This window comes from Microbulbifer pacificus (assembly GCF_002959965.1).
GTDB classification, from domain to species: Bacteria; Pseudomonadota; Gammaproteobacteria; order Pseudomonadales; family Cellvibrionaceae; genus Microbulbifer; species Microbulbifer pacificus_A.
This window is the reverse complement of the sequence record NZ_PREV01000027.1, coordinates 949,666-972,043: the sequence shown is the minus strand read 5'-3', so window position 1 is coordinate 972,043 and position 22,378 is coordinate 949,666. Positions and strand designations below refer to the sequence as shown.

19 protein-coding genes are annotated in these 22,378 nt (G+C 58.3%); 5 read left to right on the top strand and 14 right to left on the bottom strand.

From position 1 onward, the window contains the following. Positions 1-3 precede the first annotated feature (3 nt). The 6 genes from nqrE to C3938_RS14840 all read right to left on the bottom strand — a co-directional run bounded on the left by nqrE (position 4) and on the right by C3938_RS14840 (position 6,515). Complete coding sequence (gene nqrE / locus C3938_RS14865; protein WP_105104016.1) at positions 4-612, bottom strand: NADH:ubiquinone reductase (Na(+)-transporting) subunit E; 609 nt, start codon at positions 610-612, stop codon at positions 4-6. Between the two features lie 3 nt (positions 613-615). After that, entirely contained in the window at positions 616-1,290 is a 675-nt protein-coding gene (locus C3938_RS14860) for an NADH:ubiquinone reductase (Na(+)-transporting) subunit D (RefSeq protein ID WP_105104015.1), read from the bottom strand. A 2-nt stretch (positions 1,291-1,292) separates the two neighbouring features. Next, complete coding sequence (locus C3938_RS14855) at positions 1,293-2,075, bottom strand: Na(+)-translocating NADH-quinone reductase subunit C (RefSeq protein ID WP_105104014.1); 783 nt, start codon at positions 2,073-2,075, stop codon at positions 1,293-1,295. Further along, a complete protein-coding gene (locus C3938_RS14850) occupies positions 2,068-3,279 on the bottom strand; it encodes an NADH:ubiquinone reductase (Na(+)-transporting) subunit B (protein ID WP_105104013.1) in 1,212 nt (403 codons plus the stop codon). Before C3938_RS14850 ends, C3938_RS14855 begins: the two co-directional genes overlap by 8 nt. 2 nt (positions 3,280-3,281) lie before the next feature. Beyond that, entirely contained in the window at positions 3,282-4,622 is a 1,341-nt protein-coding gene (locus tag C3938_RS14845) for a Na(+)-translocating NADH-quinone reductase subunit A (RefSeq protein WP_105104012.1), read from the bottom strand. Between the two features lie 507 nt (positions 4,623-5,129). Then, entirely contained in the window at positions 5,130-6,515 is a 1,386-nt protein-coding gene (locus C3938_RS14840) for a glyceraldehyde-3-phosphate dehydrogenase (RefSeq protein ID WP_418903587.1), read from the bottom strand. A 416-nt stretch (positions 6,516-6,931) separates the two neighbouring features. On the opposite strand from C3938_RS14840, the gene mfd reads away from it, so the two are divergent. The 3 genes from mfd (at position 6,932) to C3938_RS14825 (ending at position 12,770) form a co-directional block, all read left to right on the top strand. Beyond that, a complete protein-coding gene (gene mfd, locus C3938_RS14835) occupies positions 6,932-10,417 on the top strand; it encodes a transcription-repair coupling factor (protein ID WP_105104011.1) in 3,486 nt (1,161 codons plus the stop codon). Between the two features lie 114 nt (positions 10,418-10,531). Further along, the gene (locus tag C3938_RS14830; protein ID WP_105104010.1) at positions 10,532-11,419 is read left to right on the top strand and encodes a CsiV family protein; all 888 of its coding nucleotides are present in this window, start codon (positions 10,532-10,534) and stop codon (positions 11,417-11,419) included. A gap of 115 nt (positions 11,420-11,534) precedes the next feature. After that, complete coding sequence (locus C3938_RS14825) at positions 11,535-12,770, top strand: DUF819 domain-containing protein (RefSeq protein WP_105104009.1); 1,236 nt, start codon at positions 11,535-11,537, stop codon at positions 12,768-12,770. A gap of 189 nt (positions 12,771-12,959) precedes the next feature. On the opposite strand, the gene C3938_RS14820 is transcribed toward C3938_RS14825, so the two are convergent. The 4 genes from C3938_RS14820 to C3938_RS14805 all read right to left on the bottom strand — a co-directional run bounded on the left by C3938_RS14820 (position 12,960) and on the right by C3938_RS14805 (position 16,405). Further along, positions 12,960-13,175 (bottom strand): cold-shock protein, encoded by a 216-nt coding sequence (locus tag C3938_RS14820; RefSeq protein ID WP_066964075.1) that lies wholly within the window; start codon positions 13,173-13,175, stop codon positions 12,960-12,962. 278 nt (positions 13,176-13,453) lie between these two features. Continuing rightward, positions 13,454-14,587, bottom strand: a complete 1,134-nt coding sequence (locus C3938_RS14815) for a mechanosensitive ion channel family protein (RefSeq protein WP_199775619.1) — start codon at positions 14,585-14,587, stop codon at positions 13,454-13,456. Positions 14,588-14,689: 102 nt separating this feature from the next. Next, positions 14,690-15,703, bottom strand: a complete 1,014-nt coding sequence (gene nagZ, locus C3938_RS14810) for a beta-N-acetylhexosaminidase (RefSeq protein WP_105104008.1) — start codon at positions 15,701-15,703, stop codon at positions 14,690-14,692. Positions 15,704-15,766: 63 nt separating this feature from the next. Continuing rightward, entirely contained in the window at positions 15,767-16,405 is a 639-nt protein-coding gene (locus C3938_RS14805; protein ID WP_105104007.1) for a TetR/AcrR family transcriptional regulator, read from the bottom strand. A 277-nt stretch (positions 16,406-16,682) separates the two neighbouring features. Between C3938_RS14805 and C3938_RS14800 the strand changes: the two genes are divergently transcribed. Further along, on the top strand, positions 16,683-17,018 hold the full coding sequence (locus C3938_RS14800) for a DUF6763 family protein (protein WP_105104006.1): 336 nt from the start codon (positions 16,683-16,685) through the stop codon (positions 17,016-17,018). Between the two features lie 42 nt (positions 17,019-17,060). Here the strand turns inward: C3938_RS14800 and C3938_RS14795 are convergent, their stop codons facing one another. After that, on the bottom strand, positions 17,061-17,702 hold the full coding sequence (locus C3938_RS14795; RefSeq protein ID WP_105104005.1) for a TIGR00730 family Rossman fold protein: 642 nt from the start codon (positions 17,700-17,702) through the stop codon (positions 17,061-17,063). Positions 17,703-17,905: 203 nt separating this feature from the next. On the opposite strand from C3938_RS14795, the gene lexA reads away from it, so the two are divergent. Beyond that, complete coding sequence (gene lexA / locus C3938_RS14790) at positions 17,906-18,514, top strand: transcriptional repressor LexA (RefSeq protein ID WP_105104004.1); 609 nt, start codon at positions 17,906-17,908, stop codon at positions 18,512-18,514. A gap of 149 nt (positions 18,515-18,663) precedes the next feature. On the opposite strand, the gene C3938_RS14785 is transcribed toward lexA, so the two are convergent. The 3 genes from C3938_RS14785 to topA form a co-directional block, all read right to left on the bottom strand. Further along, positions 18,664-18,918 carry a hypothetical protein gene (locus tag C3938_RS14785; RefSeq protein ID WP_105104003.1) on the bottom strand — a complete coding sequence of 85 codons (255 nt, stop codon included), beginning with the start codon at positions 18,916-18,918 and terminating at the stop codon, positions 18,664-18,666. A 100-nt stretch (positions 18,919-19,018) separates the two neighbouring features. After that, positions 19,019-19,546 (bottom strand): DUF6586 family protein, encoded by a 528-nt coding sequence (locus tag C3938_RS14780; protein ID WP_105104002.1) that lies wholly within the window; start codon positions 19,544-19,546, stop codon positions 19,019-19,021. An 8-nt stretch (positions 19,547-19,554) separates the two neighbouring features. Continuing rightward, positions 19,555-22,296: a type I DNA topoisomerase gene (gene topA / locus C3938_RS14775; RefSeq protein WP_105104001.1), complete on the bottom strand. Its 2,742-nt coding sequence runs from the start codon at positions 22,294-22,296 to the stop codon at positions 19,555-19,557. Positions 22,297-22,378 lie beyond the last annotated feature (82 nt).

Here is a 22,378-nt window from a genome sequence, read left to right as displayed (position 1 = left end):
CGCTTAGATATCGATGCCGCCGAAGGACATGAAGCCCAGCGACATGAGACCAACGGTGATGAAGGTGATGCCCAGGCCTTTCAGACCATTCGGCACGTCGCTGTACTTCAGGCGCTCGCGGATACCCGCCAGGGCCGTGATGGCCAGCGCCCAGCCGAGACCGGCACCGAAGCCGTAGGCAACAGATTCACCAAAATTGTACTCGCGCTCCACCATGAACAGAGACGCACCCATGATGGCGCAGTTCACGGTAATCAGCGGCAGGAATACACCCAGGGCGTTGTAGAGCGCTGGCACATACTTATCCAGGAACATTTCCAGGATCTGTACCAGAGCCGCAATGACGCCGATGTAAGACAGCAGGCCGAGGAAGCTCAGGTCCACGTCCGGGTAGCCGGCCCAGGCCAGCGCGCCGTCTTTCAGCAGGTAGGTGTAAATCAGGTTGTTCACGGGCACGGTGATGGTCAGAACCACGACCACCGCCACACCGAGGCCAACCGCCGCTTCGACCTTCTTGGATACCGCGAGGAAGGTACACATCCCGAGGAAGAAGGCCAGCGCCATGTTTTCAATGAAAACGGCGCGAACGATCAGAGAAATAAAATGTTCCATCTATCAGGCCTCCTGTTGCGCCACAGGCATTTTGGAATTGGGCGCAATGGTGAACTCTTGCTCTTCCACCTGAGCGGGCTTCCAGGTACGGATGGCCCAGATGATCAGACCGATCAGGAAGAAGGCGCTCGGCGGCAACAGCAGCAGGCCGTTGGGCTGATACCAGCCACCGTTGTTGACGGTAGACAGGATTTCAAAGCCAAACAGTTTGCCGGCACCGAACAGTTCGCGAATGACCGCCAGACAGATCAGGATAAAGCTGTAGCCGAGACCGTTGCCGATACCATCGAGGAAGCTGTCCTTGGGACCGTGCTTCATGGCAAAGGCTTCCGCGCGGCCCATCACGATACAGTTGGTGATGATCAGACCAACGAATACCGAGAGCTGCTTGGAAATGTCAAACGCGTAGGCCTTCAGGATCTGGTCCACAACGATTACCAGGGAGGCAATCACCGTCATCTGCACGATGATCCGGATGCTGTTGGGAATCTGATTGCGGATCAGAGAGACCGACATGTTGGAAAACGCGGTCACCAAGGTCAGCGCGATACACATGACCAGCGTCACCTGCAGGGAGCTGGTCACCGCCAGTGCGGAGCAGATACCGAGGATCTGCAGCGCGATGGGGTTGTTGTTGAATACCGGCTCCAGCAGAGTGTCTTTCAACTTCTTGCTCATGCTCATGCCTCCCCTGCTTCAAGGTTTTTCAGGAAGGGACCGAATCCCTGGCTGCCGAGCCAGAAATTGATCAGGTTGTTGACGCCGCGACTGGTCAGCGTAGCACCGGACAGACCGTCAACCTGATGCACCGCGTTGGCGCCATTCGGGTCGACACTACCCTTGATCACGCTGATATCCACATCGCCGTCGGCGTTGAAGACCTGCTTGCCTTCCCACTGAGCCTTCCAGCGAGGATTGTCTACCTCGCCACCCAGCCCGGGGGTTTCCTTGTGCTCGTAGAAGCCGAGGCCGGCAACGGTTTTCAGATCACTTTCCAGTGCCAGGAAGCCGTACAGCTGTCCCCACAGACCGTAACCGCGAACCGGCAGGATGATGCGCTGCAGCTCACCATCTTTCTCTACCAGATACACCTCTTTGGTGTTCTCACGGCGCATGATCTTGGCAGTGTCCTGCTCCGACGGCAGTTTTTCACTGGCGCTCGGAATCTTGGCGGCGGCGCGGCCAGAGCCACCCGCCGGCGCTTCGTCGGTGAACTTGCCGGTACGCAGGTCGACGTACTTGATGGTTACCGCTTCAAACGCTTCCTCGATGGCCTTGGCATTGTGCTGATCCGCATCGATCAGACCACCGGCCATGAGTACGTTGCGCTTCATGTCCAGTACGGCATTCGCTTCCTGCTTCGGCTTCAGTACCACCGCCGCAGTGGACACCACCACGGAACAGACGATACACAGCACCAGTGCGACAATCAGCGTGCCTTTTACAGAATCTTTATTAGCCACGTGCCAACCTCCGCTTGATATGGGACTGCACAACGAAGTGGTCAAACAGCGGCGCGAACAGGTTGGCGAACAGGATCGCCAGCATCATGCCTTCCGGGAACGCCGGGTTGACCACGCGGATCAATACACACATCACGCCGATGAGAATGCCGTACCACCAGCGACCGGTGTCGGTCATGGCGGCGGATACCGGGTCGGTGGTCATGAAGATCAGACCAAAGGCGAAGCCGCCCACCACCAAATGCCAGTACCAGGGCACATTGAACATGGCGTTGGTGTCGGAGCCGATCAGGTTGAACAGGAAGGACGTCGCCATCATGCCGAGCAGCGTACCGGCGACAATGCGCCAGCTCGCAATCTTCATGCCCAGCAGAATCACACCCGCCAGCAGCATCGCCAGGGTGGAGGTCTCACCGATAGAGCCCTGCATCTTGCCGAAGAAAGCGTCCATCCAGGTCAGCTGACCACCTGCGACATTAACCACGCCGTTCTGGATGCCCTCGCTCGCCAGCACAGACAGCGCGGTCGCACCGGTGTAGCCGTCAACGGCGGTCCAGACGGCATCGCCGGACATGGCGGCCGGATAGGCGAAGAACAGGAAGGCACGGCCGGTCAGCGCCGGGTTCAGGAAGTTTTTGCCGGTACCACCGAACACTTCCTTACCGATCACCACACCGAAGCTGATACCCATCGCCACCATCCACAGGGGCAGATCTGGCGGACAGGTCAGAGCGAACAGAATGGAGGTTACGAAGAAACCTTCGTTGACTTCGTGGCCGCGTACCGCCGCGAACAGCACTTCCCAGATACCGCCAACGATGAACGTCACTGCGTAGATCGGCAGGAAGTACATGGCGCCGTGAACCAGGTTGTCCCACAGGCTGTTGGCATCGTAGCCAGACAACGCGCCGATGATGGCGTGGCGCCAGCCCGCGGCTTCGGTCATGCCCATCTCGGCCATGATGGTGTTGGCCTGGAAGCCCACGTTCCACATGCCGTAGAACATCGGGATCATGGCACACGCCCACACGGTGATCATGATGCGCTTGAGGTCAATACCGTCGCGCACATGGGCCGTCGCCTTGGTGCGATCGGCGGGCTGGAACAGACCGGTGTCGATCGCTTCATACAGTGCGTAGAACTTTTCGTATTTGCCGCCCTTGTGGAAGTGCGGCTCCATGGAGTCGAGTAGTTTGCGCAGCATCCTTAACCCTCCTTCTCAATACGGGTCAGGTTGTCCCGCAAAATGGGGCCGAAATCGTACTTGCCCGGGCACACAAAGGTGCACAGTGCCAGATCCTCTTCGTCCAGCTCCAGTACGCCCAGTTGCTGAGCCACCTGGGTGTCGCCGACGATCAGTGCGCGCAGCAGCTGGGTCGGTAGGATATCCAGGGGAACCACACGCTCGTAGGTACCGATCGGCATCAGCGCGCGCTCGGAGCCATTGGTGCTGGTTGTGAAGTTGAACAGCTTGCTCTTCATGAAACGGCTGATGTAGATCGGCAGCACGGAGAAGCGGTTCGCACCCGGGGTGAAGTAGTGCAGCATCGGGCGCTCACGGCCTTCCTGCAGTACGGACACCTGGTTGTGGTAACGACCGAGGTACCCCAGCGGACCGGACGCGGTGCGGCCACCGAATACAGAGCCGGAGATGACGCGGTTGTCGCTGCCTTCGGTTTCTCCAGCGACCAGCGCTGTCAGGTCTGCACCCAGACGGGTGCGCACCAGACGCGGCTTGGTGACCTGTGGGCCAGCCACGGAAACCACGCGATCGGTGTACAGCTTGCCGGTTTCAAACAGCTTGCCGACAGCGATTACGTCCTGATAACCGATAGTCCAGACCTGGCGACCGGGCTTGACCGGGTGCAGGAAATGGATGTGGGTACCGGACAGGCCGGCCGGGTGCGGGCCGGCAAAGGCTTCGCGCTGCACGGACGCAGAGCTCGGCACCGGAATATCCGCATCGGGCGCGGTGCAAACAAACGTCTTGTCCGCCAGTTTGGACAGGATCTCAACGCCCTGGGCAAAGGCATCGCGCTGCTCGGCGATGATCACCGCCGGATCTGCCGCCAGCGGGTTGGTATCCATGGCGTTGATGAAAATCGCAGAAGGCTGGGCGTTGAGCGCCGGCACCTTGCTGTATGGGCGGGTGCGCAGGGCCGTCCACAGTCCGGACTCCACCAGATTCACACGAACCTGTTCCGCGGTCAGGCCGGCCAGCTGGTCAGCACTGTAACTCGCGAACTGCTCGGCTTCGTCGCCCTCCACTTCGATAACGACGGACTGCAGAATCCGGCGAACACCGCGGTTGATGGCGACCACACGGCCGGCGGCCGGTGCGGTGTAACGAACACCTTCGGTTTTCTTATCGGTGAACAGCAGCTGTCCGAGTTTGACGCTATCCCCTTCCGCGACTGCCATGGTCGGTTTCATCCCGTTGTAGTCGGGACCGATCACTGCAACAGTCTTGGCAGCCGGGCCATCATGGATGACCTGCTCGGGCGCGCCGGATATGGGTAAATCCAATCCCCGACGGATCTTTCTCATACGCCTATGCCTAAGTTCTAAGTTGGTAGGTTTAAAAATTTCTAGGTCTGTAAAACGCTAAAAACGGAATAGAGGAACCCATAGCGGGGGCTTATGGTCGTGACTCACCGGAGGGTAGCGGTTAAATATTAGCCACTACGACAGGCACAACTGTTATTAAAGAAGATGCATTCTGCCCCGGGGCGCAATGACCCCGACGTTGCCTCAGCAACACGCAGTCTTTGCGTATCAATTTCCCGGCACACGACAGCCCCGCAAAATCGCGCGCATTATAAGGATGGGGCTGGGGGTTTACCAGAGCAGATGGAGCCAAATCGGCTCAGGATGAGGAAAGTTTTGCTGAAAAAACAAAGACTTTAGGGGATGGCGCCACATCATTGACGGGGAAGCCCCCTGGCGCCGGAATAAACTGCCTGACCAATGATCGATCCGCCACAAACCGGGATTGCCCGAGGATGAAGCGGCCGATCATCCGGGGCACGGGACGGGTCCCGCACCCCGGCGCTGTTAGTCCTTCTTCGGGAACAGCTCGTAACGCACGCCAGCCATATCTTCGAGGCAGCGCACCACCTGACAGCTGTAGCCGAACTCGTTGTCGTACCAGCAGTAGAGCACCGCATTGTTACCATCGACGATAGTGGCAATGGAGTCAAACACACAGGCGCGACGGGAGCCGACGAAGTCGCTGGAGACCACTTCCGGCGAATTGGTAAAGTCGATTTGCTGGCGCAGCGGCGAGTGCAATGCCACCTCGCGCATGTAGTCGTTCAGCTCATCCTTGGTGGTTTCCTGGCCCAGACGCAGGTTTAGGATCGCCATGGACACATTCGGGGTCGGTACGCGGATGGCATTACCGGTGAGCTTGCCCTTCAACTCCGGCAGCGCCTTGGCGACAGCCTTGGCCGCACCGGTCTCGGTCAATACCATGTTCAGCGCAGCGGAGCGGCCGCGGCGCTCGCCCTTGTGGTAGTTGTCGATCAGGTTCTGGTCGTTGGTATAGGCATGGACGGTTTCTACGTGACCATGCTCGACACCGTACTTGTCTATCATCGCCTTCAGTACCGGCACGATGGCGTTGGTGGTGCAGGAGGCGGCGGACAGGATCTTGTCTTCCGGTTTGATATCGCCGTTGTTGATACCGTACACGATATTCTTCAGGTCGCCCTTGCCCGGCGCGGTCAGCAGCACCTTGGCGGCACCCTTGCTCTCCAGATGCTGGGCCAGGCCGTCTTCGTCGCGCCATACACCGGTACTGTCGACGATCAGCGCGTTGTCGATGCCGTACTGGGTGTAGTCCACTTCCTGCGGGGAGTTGGCGTAGATGACCTTCACTTCGTTGCCGTTGCAGATCAGGGTGTTGGTCTCTTCGTCCACACGGATGGTGCCGTTGAAGGCGCCGTGGACGCTGTCGCGACGCAGCAGGGAGGCGCGCTTGACCAGATCGTTTGCCGCACTGCCCTTGCGCAGCACGATGGCGCGCAGGCGCAGTACATCACCACTGCCCGCTTTTTCGATCAGCAGACGGGCCACGAGGCGGCCGATACGACCGAAACCGTAGATCACCACGTCCTGGGATTGCGGCAGCGGCTTGCCGGCACCGGCAGCGTCCTTCAGCTCTTCGCGTACGAAGTCTTCGATGGCGAGGCCGCGCTGGTCGCGCATGTATTTGTTGGTGAGAGTGCCCAGGTCGATATGCACGGGACCCAGGTCGAGTTTGCAGATGGCCTCCAGAACCGGAAAGGTTTCGAACTCGGACAGTTCGTTCTCTTCCACCTGACGCACGAAGCGGTGGGCTTTCATGATGCTCAGCACGGAGCGGTTAACCAGGTTCTGGCCGTACATATAAATGCCGACGTTGCTTTCCCGGTTGAGCTTGCCAATCATCGGAATCATGGATTCCGCCAGCGCTTCACGCGCTTTCCAGTCCTTGAAAAAGTCCGCGGGCTTCGGTCGCTTCTGAGTCACTATCAGACACCTCTGCAAAGTGAAAAATTAGGTCGTGCCAGGGCCGGCTTCGGGGCGCTGATCCGGACATTAAGAATGGATCAAAATTTCACCTCCGGGCCGAAGGCTGGCGCATTATGTGGATTCACCTGAGGGCGTGCAACCGGGCAAAAAACAGCCGAAAAACTGTAGTTAAACTACATTTTTTCCCAGAAAAAATTGCACTTCCGCTCCCCGGGTTCAAGCGACCTGACCGTCAGATTTCGCCTTTGGCGGAAGCCCGCACCTGCAGCGTCACCGGATCGCAGTTACAATAGCCGCCCCAAGGCCAACAGCGGTCAGAAAGCACGGAATTATAAGGAAAGATGAGTCAGTTCCCCCCTTTATCCCCCCCCGCGTTCCGCGCGCAGAACGACCGCCAATTCTGGGGCCAGTTGCACGGCGCCAGCGCTGCACTGGCCATTCTGAATGCCGCAAAAAACAGCCGCACTCCCACCCTGCTGATCGCACGCAACAGCCAGGAAGCACACCAACTCGAGGTGCAGCTGAAATTTTTTAACAAAGTGCGGCGAGATGGCGACGCCGGCCAAAACAGCGGCGGACTGGAAATTTTCCAGTTTCCGGACTGGGAAATTCTCCCCTACGACACGTTTTCACCGCACCAGGACATCATCTCAGACCGGCTGGCCACTCTCTACCGGCTGCCGCAGATGGGCAGCGGTGTGGTCATCGCGCCGGTAAGTACACTGCTGCACCGGCTGGCACCGAAAGATTACGTTGCCGGCAACGCACTGATCCTGAAAGAGGGACAGAAATTCGATCTCGACAGCCAGCGCCGGCTGCTGGAACAAGCGGGTTACCACTGTGTGGATACCGTGTACGAACACGGTGAGTTCGCCGTGCGCGGCGCGTTGATGGACATATTCCCCATGGGCAGCAACCTGCCCTACCGCATCGACCTGTTCGACGATGAAATTGAATCACTGCGCACCTTCGACCCGGAAGACCAGCGCACCGTCGACAAAGTGGAGCAGATACACCTGCTGCCGGCGCGGGAATTCCCGATGCACAAACCGGCACTGGCAAAGTTTCTTGAACGCTGGCACGAGCGCTTCGACTGTGACCCGGGCCCCGTGTCCATTTACCAGGACATCAGTGCGGGCATCGCACCCGCGGGGATCGAATATTACTTGCCACTGTTTTTCGACCGCTGTGCGAGCCTGTTCGATTATTTACCCGAAGGCAGCCAGGTATTTGTTCAGGGCGACCTGCAGCAAGCGGTGGAGTCCTTCTGGCGCGAGGCGGATAACCGCTACCAGAGCCGCTGCGGCGACCTCACTCGCCCGATTCTGCCGCCGCGCCAGGTACTGCTGGATATCGACGAATTTTACGGTGCACTGAAATCCCTTCCGCGTGCCTTTTTCTCCGCGGAGACACTTCCGGAAGCCGAGGGCAATTACAATTTTGCCACCCGCCTTCCCCCAAGCCTGCCCGTCAACGGCAAGTCCGAACAGCCGCTGGCGGCACTCGAAGCCTACCTGATGGAATATTCCGGGCGGGTGCTGTTCTGCGCGGAGAGCGGCGGCCGCCGCGAGGCACTGCTGGAACTTCTGAGCGGCATTCGACTCAAGCCAAAAACCTTCGACACCTGGCAGGCGTTCCTCGACGCCGACGAACGTGTCGGCATAACCGTTGCCCCTATTGATCAGGGCATGCTGCTCGAGAATCCGCAACTTAACCTGATCGCCGAACCGCAGTTATTTGGCGACCGGGTGCTACAGCAGCGCCGGCGCCGAAAGGCGAAGGAAGATGCAGACAATGCGGTAAAAAACCTGGCGGAACTGCGTATCGGCGCACCGGTGGTACATATCGACCACGGCGTCGGGCGCTATAAGGGTTTGCAGAGCCTGGAAATCGACGGCCAGCAGGCTGAATTCCTGACGCTCGAATACGGCGACGGTGCCAAACTGTACGTGCCGGTGGCGAGCCTGCATCTGATCAGCCGCTACTCCGGTGCCGATGAAGAACTGGCGCCACTGCATAAACTGGGCAGTGATACCTGGCAAAAAGCCAAACGCAAGGCCGCGGAAAAAGTACGCGATGCGGCAGCCGAACTACTCGACATTTACGCGCGCCGCGAGGCTCGGGTGGGTCACGCGTTTGACAACCCCGGCCTCGCCTATCGTGAGTTTGCCGCCGGCTTCCCATTCGAAGAAACCCCCGACCAGCAACAGACTATCGAAGCGGTGGTGGCCGACATGCTGTCGGATAAACCGATGGATAGGCTGGTGTGCGGCGATGTGGGTTTCGGCAAAACCGAAGTGGCCATGCGCGCGGCCTTCGTCGCCGCCCACGGAGGCAAACAGGTCGCCATGCTGGTGCCCACCACCCTGCTCGCCCAGCAGCATTTCCAGTCTCTGCAAGACCGCTTTGCGGACTGGCCCATCAGCATCGAAGTGGTTTCGCGCTTTCGCAGTAGCAAAGAGGTGGATGCGATCAAGGAGCGCGTGGCCGATGGCAAAGTGGACATCCTCGTCGGCACCCACAAGTTGCTGCAGAGCGATCTCAAGTTCAAAAATCTCGGCCTGCTCATCATCGACGAGGAGCACCGCTTCGGTGTACGTCAGAAAGAAAAGCTCAAAAGCCTGCGCTCGGAGGTGGACATCCTGAACCTCACGGCGACACCGATTCCACGCACCCTGAATATGGCGATGGCCGGCATCCGCGACCTCTCCGTGATCGCCACACCGCCAGCACGGCGCCTGTCGGTGAAAACCTTCGTACGCGAGCGCGACGACGCCCTGATCAAGGAAGCGATACTGCGGGAAATCCTGCGCGGCGGTCAGGTGTATTTCCTGCACAACGAGGTGAAAAGCATCGAACGCATCGCCCGTGAGTTGCAGGAGCTGGTGCCGGAGGCGCGTATCGGCATCGGCCACGGTCAGATGCGCGAGCGCGAGCTGGAACAGGTGATGAGCGATTTCTACCACAAGCGCTTCAACGTGCTGGTGTGTACCACCATCATCGAAACCGGTATCGACGTGCCCACCGCCAACACCATCCTGATCGAGCGCGCCGACAAATTCGGCCTCGCCCAGCTGCACCAGCTGCGCGGGCGTGTGGGGCGCTCCCATCACCAGGCCTACGCCTATCTGCTGACTCCCAACAAGCGCGCCATGACCGCCGACGCGGTGAAGCGACTGGAAGCCATCAGTGAGGCCCAGGACCTGGGCGCCGGCTTTACCCTCGCTACCCACGACCTGGAAATCCGCGGCGCCGGTGAACTGCTCGGCGAGGAGCAGAGCGGCCAGATCCAGAGTGTGGGATTTACCCTTTATATGGAAATGCTGGACCATGCGGTGAAGGCCATCCGCGAGGGGCGCGTCCCCAATATCGATGAACCACTGGAATCCCCCGCCGTGGACGTCAACCTGCGGGTACCGGCGCTGATCCCGGAGGACTATCTGCCGGATGTGCACAGCCGCCTGATCATGTACAAGCGCATTGCCAGCGCCGAGGACTCCGCCGCACTGAAGGAGTTGCAGGTGGAGATGATCGACCGCTTCGGCCTGTTGCCGGAACCGGTCAAACATCTGTTCCGCATTACCGAGATCAAGCTCAGTGCCAGCAAAATGGGCATTCGCAAACTGGAAGCCTCCGCCAGCCGCGGCCGCATCGAGTTTGCCGACAACGCCAAGGTGAACCCGCTGACCCTGGTCAAACTGGTGCAGAATCGACCCGGCCAGTTCCAGCTGCAGGGGGCAAACCACCTGAATTTCGCTCTGGACGAGAGCGGTGCGGAGCACCGGCTACAGCAGGTTAACGAGGTGCTGCAGCAGCTGTCGCAATAGCCACAAGGAAGTCCGGCTGGCGGCACCTTCGACACACAATCAATGCTAAGATGGCCCCAGCCTTTGACCAGATCAAAACCCAGACAATCCTGAAATAACGACAGTGGTAATAACATGACCTTTACCAACCATCAGGTCACAAAATGCCTGAAACAGCTGGCCGGCGCCGCGCTGTTGACGCTCTGCGCGGTCAACACACAGGCCGCGGGCTATGCGGGCACCCAGTTTGAAATCGAGATGGTGGTGTTCGCCCGAGAAAGTGGCATGAACCAATCCCGGGAAACCTGGCCTGCCGCTCCCCGCCTCACTTACAGCGAGCGCTGGGTGGACTTCAACACCCCCTCCCGCACGGACCCCATGGTTCCGGCCCTGCAGCCGGCGCCCAATCAGCTGGACAACAAAGTGGCCGCCCTCCGACGCGATCCCGGCTACCAGGTGCTGTTCCACAAGACCTGGCGCCAGGTGTTACAAGGCGAGCGCAGTGCCCCCGCGGTACTGATCAGCGGCGGACCGCAGAATGGCAGCCACCACCAGCTGGAGGGCAGCGTGACCCTGAGTGTGGCCCGCTACCTCCACCTCAGTACTGATCTCTGGTTCAGCGAGTGGCTGCCGCAGACGGCAACCCTCCCCGCCCCGCTGAGCCAGGGCAGTGCCGGACTGGTCGCCCCCCGCGGCATCGCAGTGCCCGCCCGCCCTCGCGCCGCCGTGGTAGATGCTGCGAATACCGCCACCAGTGAGGAACCGCTGAATCTGAACCGTGCAGAACCCGCTGTGTTCCACAGCAACAACAGCTTCTCAGACCGCCCTGTTGCAGAGGCCGCACCCCAGGCAACGGAACAACTGGCGGCACGCGTGGCCGTACTGCAGGAAGAGCGCCGTCTCCGCAGCGGTGAGCTGCACTATATCGACCACCCCAAACTGGGTGTACTGGTGGAGGTTCGCGCCGTTACACCAACAGCAGAGCCGGAGCCCGCCGATGAACCGGTGGAGTTCACTCCCTGATCCGATGTCGGTAAGACATTCGCGGACGGCCCCTAGCGGGCCGTTTTTGTAACCGGCAATTCGCGGTACCTTCACCCATTACCAATATTCAATAACATCCGGGCCAGATCATTTCATGATTACCAATGACGCCATCATTCTCGGCATGCTCGCGGCCATCCTGGGCTTCGTGTTCTACACCGCCAGCAGCGAGCAGCGTTTCTGGAAACGCTTTTACCGCTTTGTACCCGCACTGCTGCTCTGTTACTTCCTGCCGAGCCTGCTCACTACCTTCCATATCATCGACGCGCACAATTCGAACCTCTATTTCGTCGCATCGCGTTACCTGCTGCCGGCGAGCCTTGTATTGCTGACGCTAAGCATCGATTTGAAAGGCATCATCAATCTCGGGCCGAAGGCACTGGTCCTTTTCCTTACCGGTACGGTGGGCATCATTATCGGCGGCCCGATAGCACTGCTGATCATGTCAACATTCAACCCAGACATGCTGAACGGCAATGGCCCGGATGCGATCTGGCGCGGCATGACGACGATCGCCGGCAGCTGGATCGGCGGCGGCGCCAATCAGGCGGCGATGAAAGAAATATTTGAGGTGGGAGGCCAGGTGTTTTCCGCCATGGTGGCCGTGGATGTAATCATCGCCAACCTGTGGATGGCCGTGCTGCTGATCATGGCGGGTAACGCCAGGCAACTCGACGCCAGACGCGGTGCCGATACGTCCGCCATTGATACCCTTAAAGATCGGGTAGAGGCCATGCAACGCAAACATTCCCGCAACCCCACCCTGCAGGACCTGATGCTGATTGCCGCCGTAGGCTTCGGTATTACCGCCATCGCCCACGGATTTGCCGACGTACTGGCGCCCTGGTTTCAGACCCATGCGCCGCAACTTGAAAGCTTCAGTTTCACCAGTCAGTTCTTCTGGCTGATCGTCATCGCCACTACCCTCGGCATTTTTCTCGCGTTTACGCCGGCGAAGAAACTGGAAGGTGCCGGCGCATCGAAAATCGGATCGGTATTCATCTACTTTCTGGTGGCTACTATCGGCACCCACATGGATATTACCGCGCTCAGGGACAGCCCCGAGCTGTTCCTGCTGGGCGTCATCTGGATGGCGATACATGCCGGATTGATGCTGTTGGTGGCGTGGCTGATCAAGGCACCCACGTTTTTCATGGCCGTGGGCAGCCAGGCCAATGTGGGCGGTGCCGCTTCCGCACCGGTCGTGGCGGCGGCGTTCCACCCGTCGTTGGCACCGGTGGGCGTTCTGCTGGCAGTGATGGGCTATGCGCTCGGCACCTACGGTGCCTGGTTCTGCGGACAGCTGTTGCGGATGGTGGGCGCACTCTGACGCAGCCGATTGCGCCAGTGCCATTTCAGACACAATAAAAAGGCCATTCCAGACAACTGGAATGGCCTTTTTACTGACTGACTTTCTACCTCAGAAAATCAATGCAAAAAGCAGACACCCAAACAACCTCTTCAAGGTGTCTGGATGCGCTATTTCTGCGCCGGGCGCAAACGTATTTGCGGGAACGGGTTATTCGCAGGGAACAACGTCTTCCGCCAGCAGGCCTTTGTCGCCCTGCTGCATTTCAAACTCAACGGCTTGCCCCTCGTTGAGGGTCTTGTAGCCATCACCGCGAATGCTGCGGTAGTGCACAAAAATATCCTCGGAACCTTCGGCACAGGTGATGAATCCATAACCCCGGGCATTGTTAAACCACTTCACGGTACCCGTAACGCGATCACTCATTAAGCCAACCTCATTTATTGTTATTGCGCTCGCCTCGGTTGCGGGCGATGCGCCTACCCCAATTCCCGTATCCCGGCCACAGTCTGGCCGGAATTACTGCCTCGAAGCGCCTGCCCGGTCACCCAGACAAGTCGATACCGATTCTTAGATAAAACCGCGCCAGTGTCTAGGTTTCCCCGTGAATTTAATGTTACTTCCCAGAAACTTTGCGCAACAATTCACCAAAAACGACCGATATACACCGCAAATTTTGACAATTCATGCACGCTGCGAATACATCACTTAGCTGTCATTCCGGTATCAACGGGAATACGTCGGTCGCCCGCGACAGCGAGTTCCGGCAACTCGGCAATATGCAGTGTCGAGGTGGGGAAGGCACAGGAAGCGCCGTGCTCCTGAACAATATTCAGGATCTTCAGCAGCACATCCTGCTTGATTTCGTGGTAGCGCACCCAGTCCGTGGTCTTGGTAAATGTGTAAATAAAGAAATCCAGGGATGATGGCGCAAAGGAATTGAAGTTCACAATCAGCGTCTGGTTCGTATCGATCTCCGGATGCTGCTGAAGCATTTCCTTTACCGACTTCACGATCGGAGCCATCAGGTGTGCATCGTCATAGCGGATACCGACGGTTTCGTAAATACGGCGATTCAACATGCGCGACGGGTTTTCCACCGAAATCTGGGTAAACACACCATTGGGAATATACAGCGGGCGCTTGTCAAAGGTGCGAATCCGCGTGAGGCGCCAGCCAATATCTTCTACAGTGCCCTCGATTTCCTTGTCCGGTGAGCGAACCCAATCGCCCACCTTGAAGGGCCGATCGAGATAGATCATCAAACCACCGAAGAAGTTCGCCAGCAAGTCCTTGGCCGCGAAGCCGATGGCGAGACCACCGATACCACCAAAGGCCAGCACGCCGCTGATGCTATAGCCAAAGTGCTGCATGATGACCATGCCGGCGGTTACGATAATCGAGGCGCGGATCAGCTTGCCAATGGCGCGCACCGTCGTGGCATCCATGGGCTTGCCCATAAAACGCGGGTCCGCCAGGTTGTGTTCCACCGCCTTGGCAAAGCGCAATGCAAACCAGGTGATCAGTACGATAAAGCCGATTTCACGGATGGTGTGGGCAACGGAGAAAATTTCCGCCCCGGTTGCGCTGCCGGCACGCGCCGCCGCCAGGGAAAGGCCAATGAGCCAAACCAGCAGCGACGCCGGCGGGTTGATACTGCCACACAGAGCGTCATCCCACGGATTGACCGTGCGCTCCGCCCTCAGCTCAAGTCTCCGCACCAGTATGCTCAATAGCCAGGCCGCAAAGGCTGTGGTGAGCACAATCAGAAAAACTTCGGCAATCCAGAAACGGTCATCCCCCACCAGAGAGCGCAAAAATGCTTTCGCCGACTCCACAAATCACTCCATATATCGACAATCAAAAGACTACGCGCTGACGCGCTCGGATACTCCACCTGGGGTTAAAAAACAGCAGATTAACCCCGGTATTTTGCGGATTTACATCCAGGATGCCAGCCACTCACGGGTTTGCTGCCAACGGGAAGACTCCTCAAGCTCCTGCCAGCTGGTGATTTTCGCCTGACCGCGCATACGCGCCAGGCGTCGACCGGATTCGGGATCCGGCGTAAACCCATCCAGAGCCGCCAGTACTTCCAAGGCACCCCGGCGGTTATTACATACCACACCCATGTCACAACCCGCCTGCATCGCCGCGCGAATCCGCTCCGCATATCCGCCGGCGGCACCGGCCCCCTCCATGGTCAGATCGTCACTGAAAATAACCCCGTCAAAACCCAGGCGCTTGCGCAGGATTTCCTGCAGCCAGAAACGCGAGAAGCCCACCGGATTTTCATCAACCTGGGCGAAGCGTATATGCGCGGGCATCACCGCCTGAAGCTCACCGGCGGCAATGCACTGGGTGAACGGCGTGCAGTCGGAGGCCATTACCTGCTCCAATGTGCGCTGATCGACGGGCAGTTCTTCATGGCTGTCCTCGAGGACCTGACCGTGCCCGGGAAAGTGTTTACCGGTAGTGGCCATCCCCGCCTCATGCATCCCCGCCATAAAAGGCCGAGCCTTTTCCGCGAGCAGCAGAGGATCCCGCGCAAAACTTCGGTCGCCGACAATCTTGCAGAAATCATCGTCCGCATCCAGCACCGGCGCAAAACTGAAATCGACCCCCACCGCCAGCAGTTCCGCCGCCAGCAGCCAACCCACATCGCGCAATTGCCCGGTGTTGGCACGGGCGCTCAGTGCCTGCATGGATGGAATGCGGGTGAACGTATCGCGAAAGCGCTGCACCCTTCCCCCTTCCTGATCCACCGCCAGCAGGATCTGTGGGCGCACACGCCGAATATCCGCTACCAGCGCCTCAAGCTGCTCACGGTCGCGGAAGTTACGCGCGAAGAAAATCAGCCCCCCCACCATGGGGTGGCGCAACAGCTCGCGATCCTCATCGGTGAGTTCCGTGCCGTCGACATCAATCATTACCGGACCAATCTGCTCAGACATGCTATGTCAGCTCCTGTCACCAATCTGGATTCTCTCCACGGCCAGCGTACGCTACGCGCCGATTCAGCCTGCGCCGCCATCCGCTGCGGTAAGCATGGCGACGGCTGCCGGCGCGAGACGGGCCAGGGTCTCGTCGAGGCTGCTCTCAGCGCCAAAATCCTCCCTCAGGATAGCTTCGATGGCATCAAAGCTCGAAAGGGAAAATATGGTGGCGCCCAGCATAAAGTACAGGCGCCAGTAGAAGGTGACCGGATCCACCTGCGGTAACACACCGGATAACAGTCCGGCGAAACGCCGGTAGCTGGCGCCATAGCGCGAAACGATGAATCGCCGCAGATGCCCCTGGGACTGGGTATAGGCGAGCCCCAACAGGCGCATGAAGCGCTTTGGATCGCGTCCCTCGCGGGCGAGCCCTGCCAGGGCCACCCGGTAGAGGCTCTGCAATAGATCCTCGACTTGAAGCTGGGCCTGGGATTCGCGACGGCTCAGTTCGCGATCGAGACTCTCCGTAAAAGGTGTAAGAAAGCGCTCAAATACTGCCTGGATAAGCTCTTTTTTCGAACCGAAGTGATAATTTACCGCAGCGAGGTTCACCCCGGCGGTACTGGTAATTGTGCGCAGTGAGGTTTCGGTAAAGCCGCGCTCGGCAAACAGCACTTCGGCTGCATCGAGTATGCGGTTGACGGTATCCAGCTGACTCATCCAAATTCAAACCATCAATTAAAACGTTTGTTTGTTTCACCGCTGAGACTAGCACATCCTCATCCCTGCGAACATTTCAGAAGTGCCTGGGCTGGATTGGTTGCCGCGCCTTTGGCATTCGGACCCACCACACCCAGGCTGACACATGGCATGGCCCCCTCCCGTTACCAGTCCCCCGGTTACCAGCCTCCTGTCGCCCACGCTAGATTGGAAATACCAGTAACTGGCTGGCAGAACCCATGAAGTACCGGGACACATAACGAACAGGAGGCACGTCATGGCAAGAATCGCACCGGAAATCGGCAGCTGGTTCGAAAATTTTGAAAGCGGAGACCTGTTTGAGGTAGTCGCCGTGGACCAGCCATCCCGCACCATCGAGATCCAGTACCTCGATGGAACACTCGACGAAATAGACTTTCACAGCTGGCCACAACTGCCCGTGATTGGCGCGGCGGCGCCGGAAGATGCCAACGCGGGTTACGGGTCCTGGGCAAAAGAAATGCAGGACGATGAAGACGCAGGGTTTACAAGCCCAATTTTTTCTCCACCGCAGAGTGCCATCGACCGCCTCGAAGGGGAGACGTTTCCCGGCACTGACGAGGGGCCACAATAGAGCGGCCCCGGAGAGAAAAGTGTCTCGCGGTCGCTTTTTGGTTTAAGGCTCGCGCTGCCGAATGTAGTCGATGATGATTTCCGCCGCTTCGTCCACGGTATCGACCAGAGTGAACAGATCCAGATCACCGGCGTCAATACACGCGCGCTCAAGCACCGTGTTCATCAGCCAATCCAACAGCCCGGCCCAATAGCGTTTCCCCACCAGCACGATGGGGAAACGCCGGACTTTTTGCGTCTGTACCAGTGTCAGGGCTTCGAACAATTCATCCATTGTGCCGTACCCACCCGGCATGGCGATAAAACCCACCGCGTGTTTCACGAACATGAATTTGCGCACAAAGAAGTAGCGAAAATTCAGACTGATGTCGAGATACGGGTTGGGCATCTGCTCGAATGGCAACTCGATGTTGAGCCCAATAGACGCACCGGCATGCGTGAACGCCCCTCGATTACAGGCCTCCATGATACCGGGACCACCTCCGGTGATAACCGGAATTCCCTCACCGGCCAGCAACTCACCAAGACGCATCGCCTCCTGATATTCAACGGCCTCCTCCCGGAATCGGGCACTTCCAAATACCGTGACCGCACCTTTCAGAGTAATGAGGCGCTCAATACCATCGACGAGCTCGGACTGGATACGCAGCACACGCCACGCTTCCGGCATTTTTGCATCCAGCATTTGCCTTCTCCCTATCGCTTCCCTTCTTATTCTGACAATCGGATCGCGAGCGCGAATCCGGAGTAGCGGATTGATTCAGGATTCGTATTCCGGTAACCACCCCAAGTCTAGCAGTCGCAACACCACGCCCTTGGATTGCATGGGGTAAAAATCTGTATATAATCCCAGCAACTGTATAAAAATACAGACAACAGGAAGCGCTCATGACAAACCTTACCGCTCGCCAGGCTCAGGTACTGGAACTGATCAAGTCTTATCTGGATGAAACAGGCTACCCGCCCACAAGAGCGGAAATAGCTCAAGAGCTGGGTTTCCGCTCACCCAATGCAGCGGAGGAGCACTTGAAAGCACTGGCGCGCAAAGGTGCCATTGAGATGGTGGCCGGCGCTTCCCGTGGTATTCGCATTCCCGGCCACCAGAGTGGCCTGCCGATTGTCGGTCGAGTTGCCGCAGGCAACCCGATCCTGGCGGAAGAAAATATCGAGGAATACTGTGAAATTCCCGCCGAATTCTTCCATCCACCCGCGGACTATCTGCTGCGCGTCCACGGCATGAGCATGAAGAACGCCGGCATCTTTGACGGAGACCTGCTGGCAGTACAGCGCACCGACAATATCCGCAATGGACAGATCGTGGTGGCACGTATCGAAGATGAGGTGACCGTCAAGCGCTTCAAGCGCCGCGGCAATCAGGCCATGGTACAGCTGTTGCCGGAAAATGAAGACTTCGACGTCATAGAAGTCGATATGCGCGACAAGAATTTTGCGATCGAGGGTCTCGCCGTGGGAGTGATCCGCCAGAATCCATACTGAGTGGCCAGCAAATCGATAGACGCAGGCTTTGAGTGGAACCTTGTGCCGCAAGGCAATAAGCACCGGCTACAGGCAAAGAAAAAACGGGGCTCACAGGCCCCGTTTTTGTTTTCTTTCGCGGCTGATCACCGCAACCGTTACCCCACCCTTTAGTGGATGGTGTGCTCGGCAATATCTACATCTTCTTCCTCGAAAGGCTCGGGCTCGATCGCGCTCAAGTCCTGTACAGCCTCAATGCCCGCCTCCAGCATGGCGCGAGCAATAGCAATCTTGTGCTCACGCAGGAAATTCAGGCTTTCGTCCGAGAAGTGAATACGCACCAGCGGGTCTTCCTTGTGACCGGCACGTCGCAGCGCCACATCACCATTGGACAACTCGATGATTTCGTAAGTCTCAGAGGACATTCACTTCTCCAGTTACAGCGGGATTTGCGGGCAGTGTAACACAGGGATCAGTGAATGATCAGTGGTCAGACAATGGCAGCTTTAGCGGTAGGCCGGCGCCCTACCACTCCCGCCCCTGGTCACGCTGGCGCAGGATCAGCTGGTCGAGTTGCGACAGCCAGTGCCGGAGGTTCTCAAGATCGAGACCCGCCGCAGGAATCGAGTCCATCTGACGTAGCGGGATAAGAGCCTGAACGCCGCCTCCCGTGGCAGACGTCTGATCACCGCCACTGGTTGGGCGCCACAGTGCCGCCCAGCAGCGCGCCATGGCACTGAACCAACTGTCTGGATTCTCCTCCAGACTAACCAGCTCCGTCACCTCGGCACTGAACTTCCCCCGGGCAAGTACCAGCTCCTGCAGTTTCCGCGCCGTGTCCGGCTCACCACCCGGCCTGAAACCCAGCTGCAACTGATGGCCCTGCTCCGCCAGAAAAGCCCGGTGCGCGCGCCACAACTGCAGCAGCGCGCCTTCAAGCTGTGCGGACTGCAACAGTCGATTGCCGTCCACAGACTCGACCTCCTGTGCCTGCAGTATCAACTGGGTTTTCCGCAAGGCGGACGCCACCATTCCGGTATAGGGGTTGCTCACAGCCTTACCTACTTCGCCGGTGATTTTTTTGCGGGCGCCTTTTTGGCGGGAGCTTTTTTCGCCGCGGCCTTCTTGGCCGGAGCTTTCTTGGCTGCCGCCTTTCTCGGTGCTGACGACTTGTTAGCAGCCTCCTCTACCAGCCATTTACCACCGGTGTAGAAAGCCTTCCAGCCGGTCGCTTTGCCGTCTTCCTCAGTTTGCACATACTGCTCCTGAGTTTTGCGGCTGAAGCGCACGACCGTATCCCTGCCCTCACTGTCTTCTGTCGGCGCGGAAAACAGGAAACTGTACTTCGGATCAATTTCGTCCTTATGCGGCAACAGTTCCTTCACCAACGGTGCACGAGTCTCGCGGTTTTTCGGGAACTGGCTGGCGGCCAGGAACAGCCCGGAAGCACCGTCGCGCAGGATGTAGGTATCATCCACCTTTTCACAGGCGAGCTCTGGCATAGGCACCGGATCCATTTTGGGCGGTGCGGCCTGGCCATTTTTCAGCAGCTTGCGGGTGTTTTTACAGGTGTCGTTGGTACAGCCAAAGTATTTGCCAAAGCGCCCGGACTTCAGCTGCATGTCGCTGCCACATTTGTCGCATTCGATCAGCGGGCCATCGTAACCCTTGATCTTGAAGGTGCCTTTCTCCACCTCAAAACCGCTGCAGTCCGGGTTGTTGCCACAGATGTGCAACTTGCGCTGCTCATCCAGCAGGTAGCTGTCCATGGCAGTACTGCATTTCGGGCAGCGGCGCTTATCCCGCAGCTGGCGGGTTTCCGCTTCTTCGTCCTTGTCTGCGTCGATAGCCTCTTCGCCCGACACCAGATTCATGGTGTTGGTGCAACGCTCCTTCGGCGGCAGTGCATAGCCTGAACAGCCGAGGAACACACCGGTGGAACCGGTGCGGATCTGCATATGACGACCGCACTGGCTGCATTCGATGTTCGTGTCCGTAGGCGCGTTGCGACGCATACCGGCGTCTGCGTCTTGGGCGTGCTCGAGGCGCTGACTGAAATCCGAGTAGAACTCGTCCAGCAACGCCTTCCAGCCTTTCTTGCCTTCCGCTACCGCATCCAGGGATTCCTCCAGGCTCGCGGTAAAGCCGTAGTCCATCAGGTCGGTAAAACTCTCGCTCAGGCGGTCGGTGACGATATCACCCATTTTTTCCGCGTAAAAACGGCGGTTTTCCAGACGCACATAACCGCGATCCTGAATCGTCGAAATAATTGACGCGTAGGTGGACGGGCGGCCGATGCCCCGTTTTTCCAGTTCTTTTACCAGTGCCGCCTCACTGAAGCGCGCCGGCGGTTTGGTAAAGTGCTGTTTCGGATCCAGTTTCTTCAGGTCGAGTCTTTCCCCGACCTTGATGTCCGGCAGAACCACGTCTTCGTCTTTCTTGCTCTGCGGTGGTGCCACTTTGAGGAAACCATCAAAGCGGATCACACGACCGCGGGTACGCAACTCAAAGTCACCGGCGCTTACCACCACAGACGTGGAAGTGAACTGCGCCGGCGTCATCTGACAGGCCACAAACTGCTGCCAGATCAGAGTGTAGAGACGCTCGGCATCGCGCTCCATTCCCGACAGCATGTTCGGTTTAACCCGCACGTCAGACGGGCGGATGGCCTCGTGCGCCTCCTGAGCGCCCTCTTTGCTGCTGTACTGATTCGGGTTTTCCGGCAGATATTTTTCACCGTAACTCTCACCGATAAATTCCCGCACAGAGGTCACGGCCTCTGCGCTCAAGTTGGTGGAGTCCGTACGCATGTAGGTAATGTAGCCAGCCTCATACAGGCGCTGGGCCATCATCATGGTTTTCTTCACGCTGAAGCCGAGGCGGTTACTGGCCGCCTGCTGCAGAGTTGAGGTAATAAATGGTGCACCGGGCTTTGAGCTGGTGGGCTTGTCTTCCCGCGCGGTGACTTCAAAGCTGCTGGACTGAAGTGCCTTAAGCGCCGCCATGGCCTGGGCTTCGTTGACCGGACGGAAGCTCTCACCGCCCTGCTTCTTGACTTCAAGGCGCAGCGCATCGGATTTTGCGGTTTCAGTATCCGCAAACAGCGTCCAGTACTCTTCCGGAATGAACGCGCGGATTTCCCGTTCGCGTTCTACCACGAGACGCACGGCAACAGACTGTACGCGACCGGCAGACAATCCGCGGGCGACTTTCTCCCACAGCAACGGCGATACCATGTAGCCCACGATGCGGTCGAGGAAACGGCGCGCCTGCTGGGCATTGACGCGGTCGATATCCAGCGGCCCCGGGCTCTTGAACGCCTCCTGGATCGCGGATTTGGTAATCTCGTTAAACACCACACGGCGGAAGCGCCCTTCGTCGCCGCCAATAGCTTCGCGCAGATGCCACGCGATGGCCTCTCCCTCGCGATCCAAGTCGGTTGCGAGATAGACGGTATCAGCATTGGCGGCGAGCTTGCGCAGCTCATCAACCACTTTTTCCTTGCCAGGAAGGATCTCGTAGTGGGCCTCCCAGTTGTGATCCGGGTCGATCCCCATGCGCTTGATCAGCTGTTCATGGCTTTTTTTGCGCTTGTAGATCTCTTTTTCTTCCTTGGAAAGCTTGCGGGTTTCCGCAGCCCGGCGCGCACGCTCCTTGGCATCCACCGGCTGTTTGCTGGAGGCGCCGGTCGGAAGATCCCGGATATGACCGATACTGGACTTCACTACAAAGTCCTTGCCGAGATACTTGTTGATCGTTTTTGCCTTCGCCGGCGACTCGACGATGACCAGTGATTTACCCATAAGCTTCTGATTTTTAATAGAAAATTTACTGCTTTCGCACCTAAGGCATAAGCCGTTATCAGCGGTGCGCTGCGCGAATATA

Excerpts from the sequence above, each read along its gene's own strand:
- C3938_RS14840 (WP_418903587.1), bottom strand. The coding sequence starts at position 6,515 with ATGATTCCGATGATTGGCAAGCTCAACCGGGAAAGCAACGTCGGCATT.
- C3938_RS14805 (WP_105104007.1), bottom strand. The coding sequence starts at position 16,405 with ATGAGTCAGCTGGATACCGTCAACCGCATACTCGATGCAGCCGAAGTG.
- C3938_RS14860 (WP_105104015.1), bottom strand. The coding sequence starts at position 1,290 with ATGAGCAAGAAGTTGAAAGACACTCTGCTGGAGCCGGTATTCAACAAC.
- C3938_RS14795 (WP_105104005.1), bottom strand. The coding sequence starts at position 17,702 with ATGCTGGATGCAAAAATGCCGGAAGCGTGGCGTGTGCTGCGTATCCAG.
- C3938_RS14830 (WP_105104010.1), top strand. The coding sequence starts at position 10,532 with ATGACCTTTACCAACCATCAGGTCACAAAATGCCTGAAACAGCTGGCC.
- nqrE (WP_105104016.1), bottom strand. The coding sequence starts at position 612 with ATGGAACATTTTATTTCTCTGATCGTTCGCGCCGTTTTCATTGAAAAC.
- C3938_RS14825 (WP_105104009.1), top strand. The coding sequence starts at position 11,535 with ATGATTACCAATGACGCCATCATTCTCGGCATGCTCGCGGCCATCCTG.
- C3938_RS14820 (WP_066964075.1), bottom strand. The coding sequence starts at position 13,175 with ATGAGTGATCGCGTTACGGGTACCGTGAAGTGGTTTAACAATGCCCGG.
- nagZ (WP_105104008.1), bottom strand. The coding sequence starts at position 15,703 with ATGTCTGAGCAGATTGGTCCGGTAATGATTGATGTCGACGGCACGGAA.
- mfd (WP_105104011.1), top strand. The coding sequence starts at position 6,932 with ATGAGTCAGTTCCCCCCTTTATCCCCCCCCGCGTTCCGCGCGCAGAAC.
- C3938_RS14850 (WP_105104013.1), bottom strand. The coding sequence starts at position 3,279 with ATGCTGCGCAAACTACTCGACTCCATGGAGCCGCACTTCCACAAGGGC.
- C3938_RS14800 (WP_105104006.1), top strand. The coding sequence starts at position 16,683 with ATGGCAAGAATCGCACCGGAAATCGGCAGCTGGTTCGAAAATTTTGAA.
- C3938_RS14845 (WP_105104012.1), bottom strand. The coding sequence starts at position 4,622 with ATGAGAAAGATCCGTCGGGGATTGGATTTACCCATATCCGGCGCGCCC.
- C3938_RS14785 (WP_105104003.1), bottom strand. The coding sequence starts at position 18,918 with ATGTCCTCTGAGACTTACGAAATCATCGAGTTGTCCAATGGTGATGTG.
- lexA (WP_105104004.1), top strand. The coding sequence starts at position 17,906 with ATGACAAACCTTACCGCTCGCCAGGCTCAGGTACTGGAACTGATCAAG.
- topA (WP_105104001.1), bottom strand. The coding sequence starts at position 22,296 with ATGGGTAAATCACTGGTCATCGTCGAGTCGCCGGCGAAGGCAAAAACG.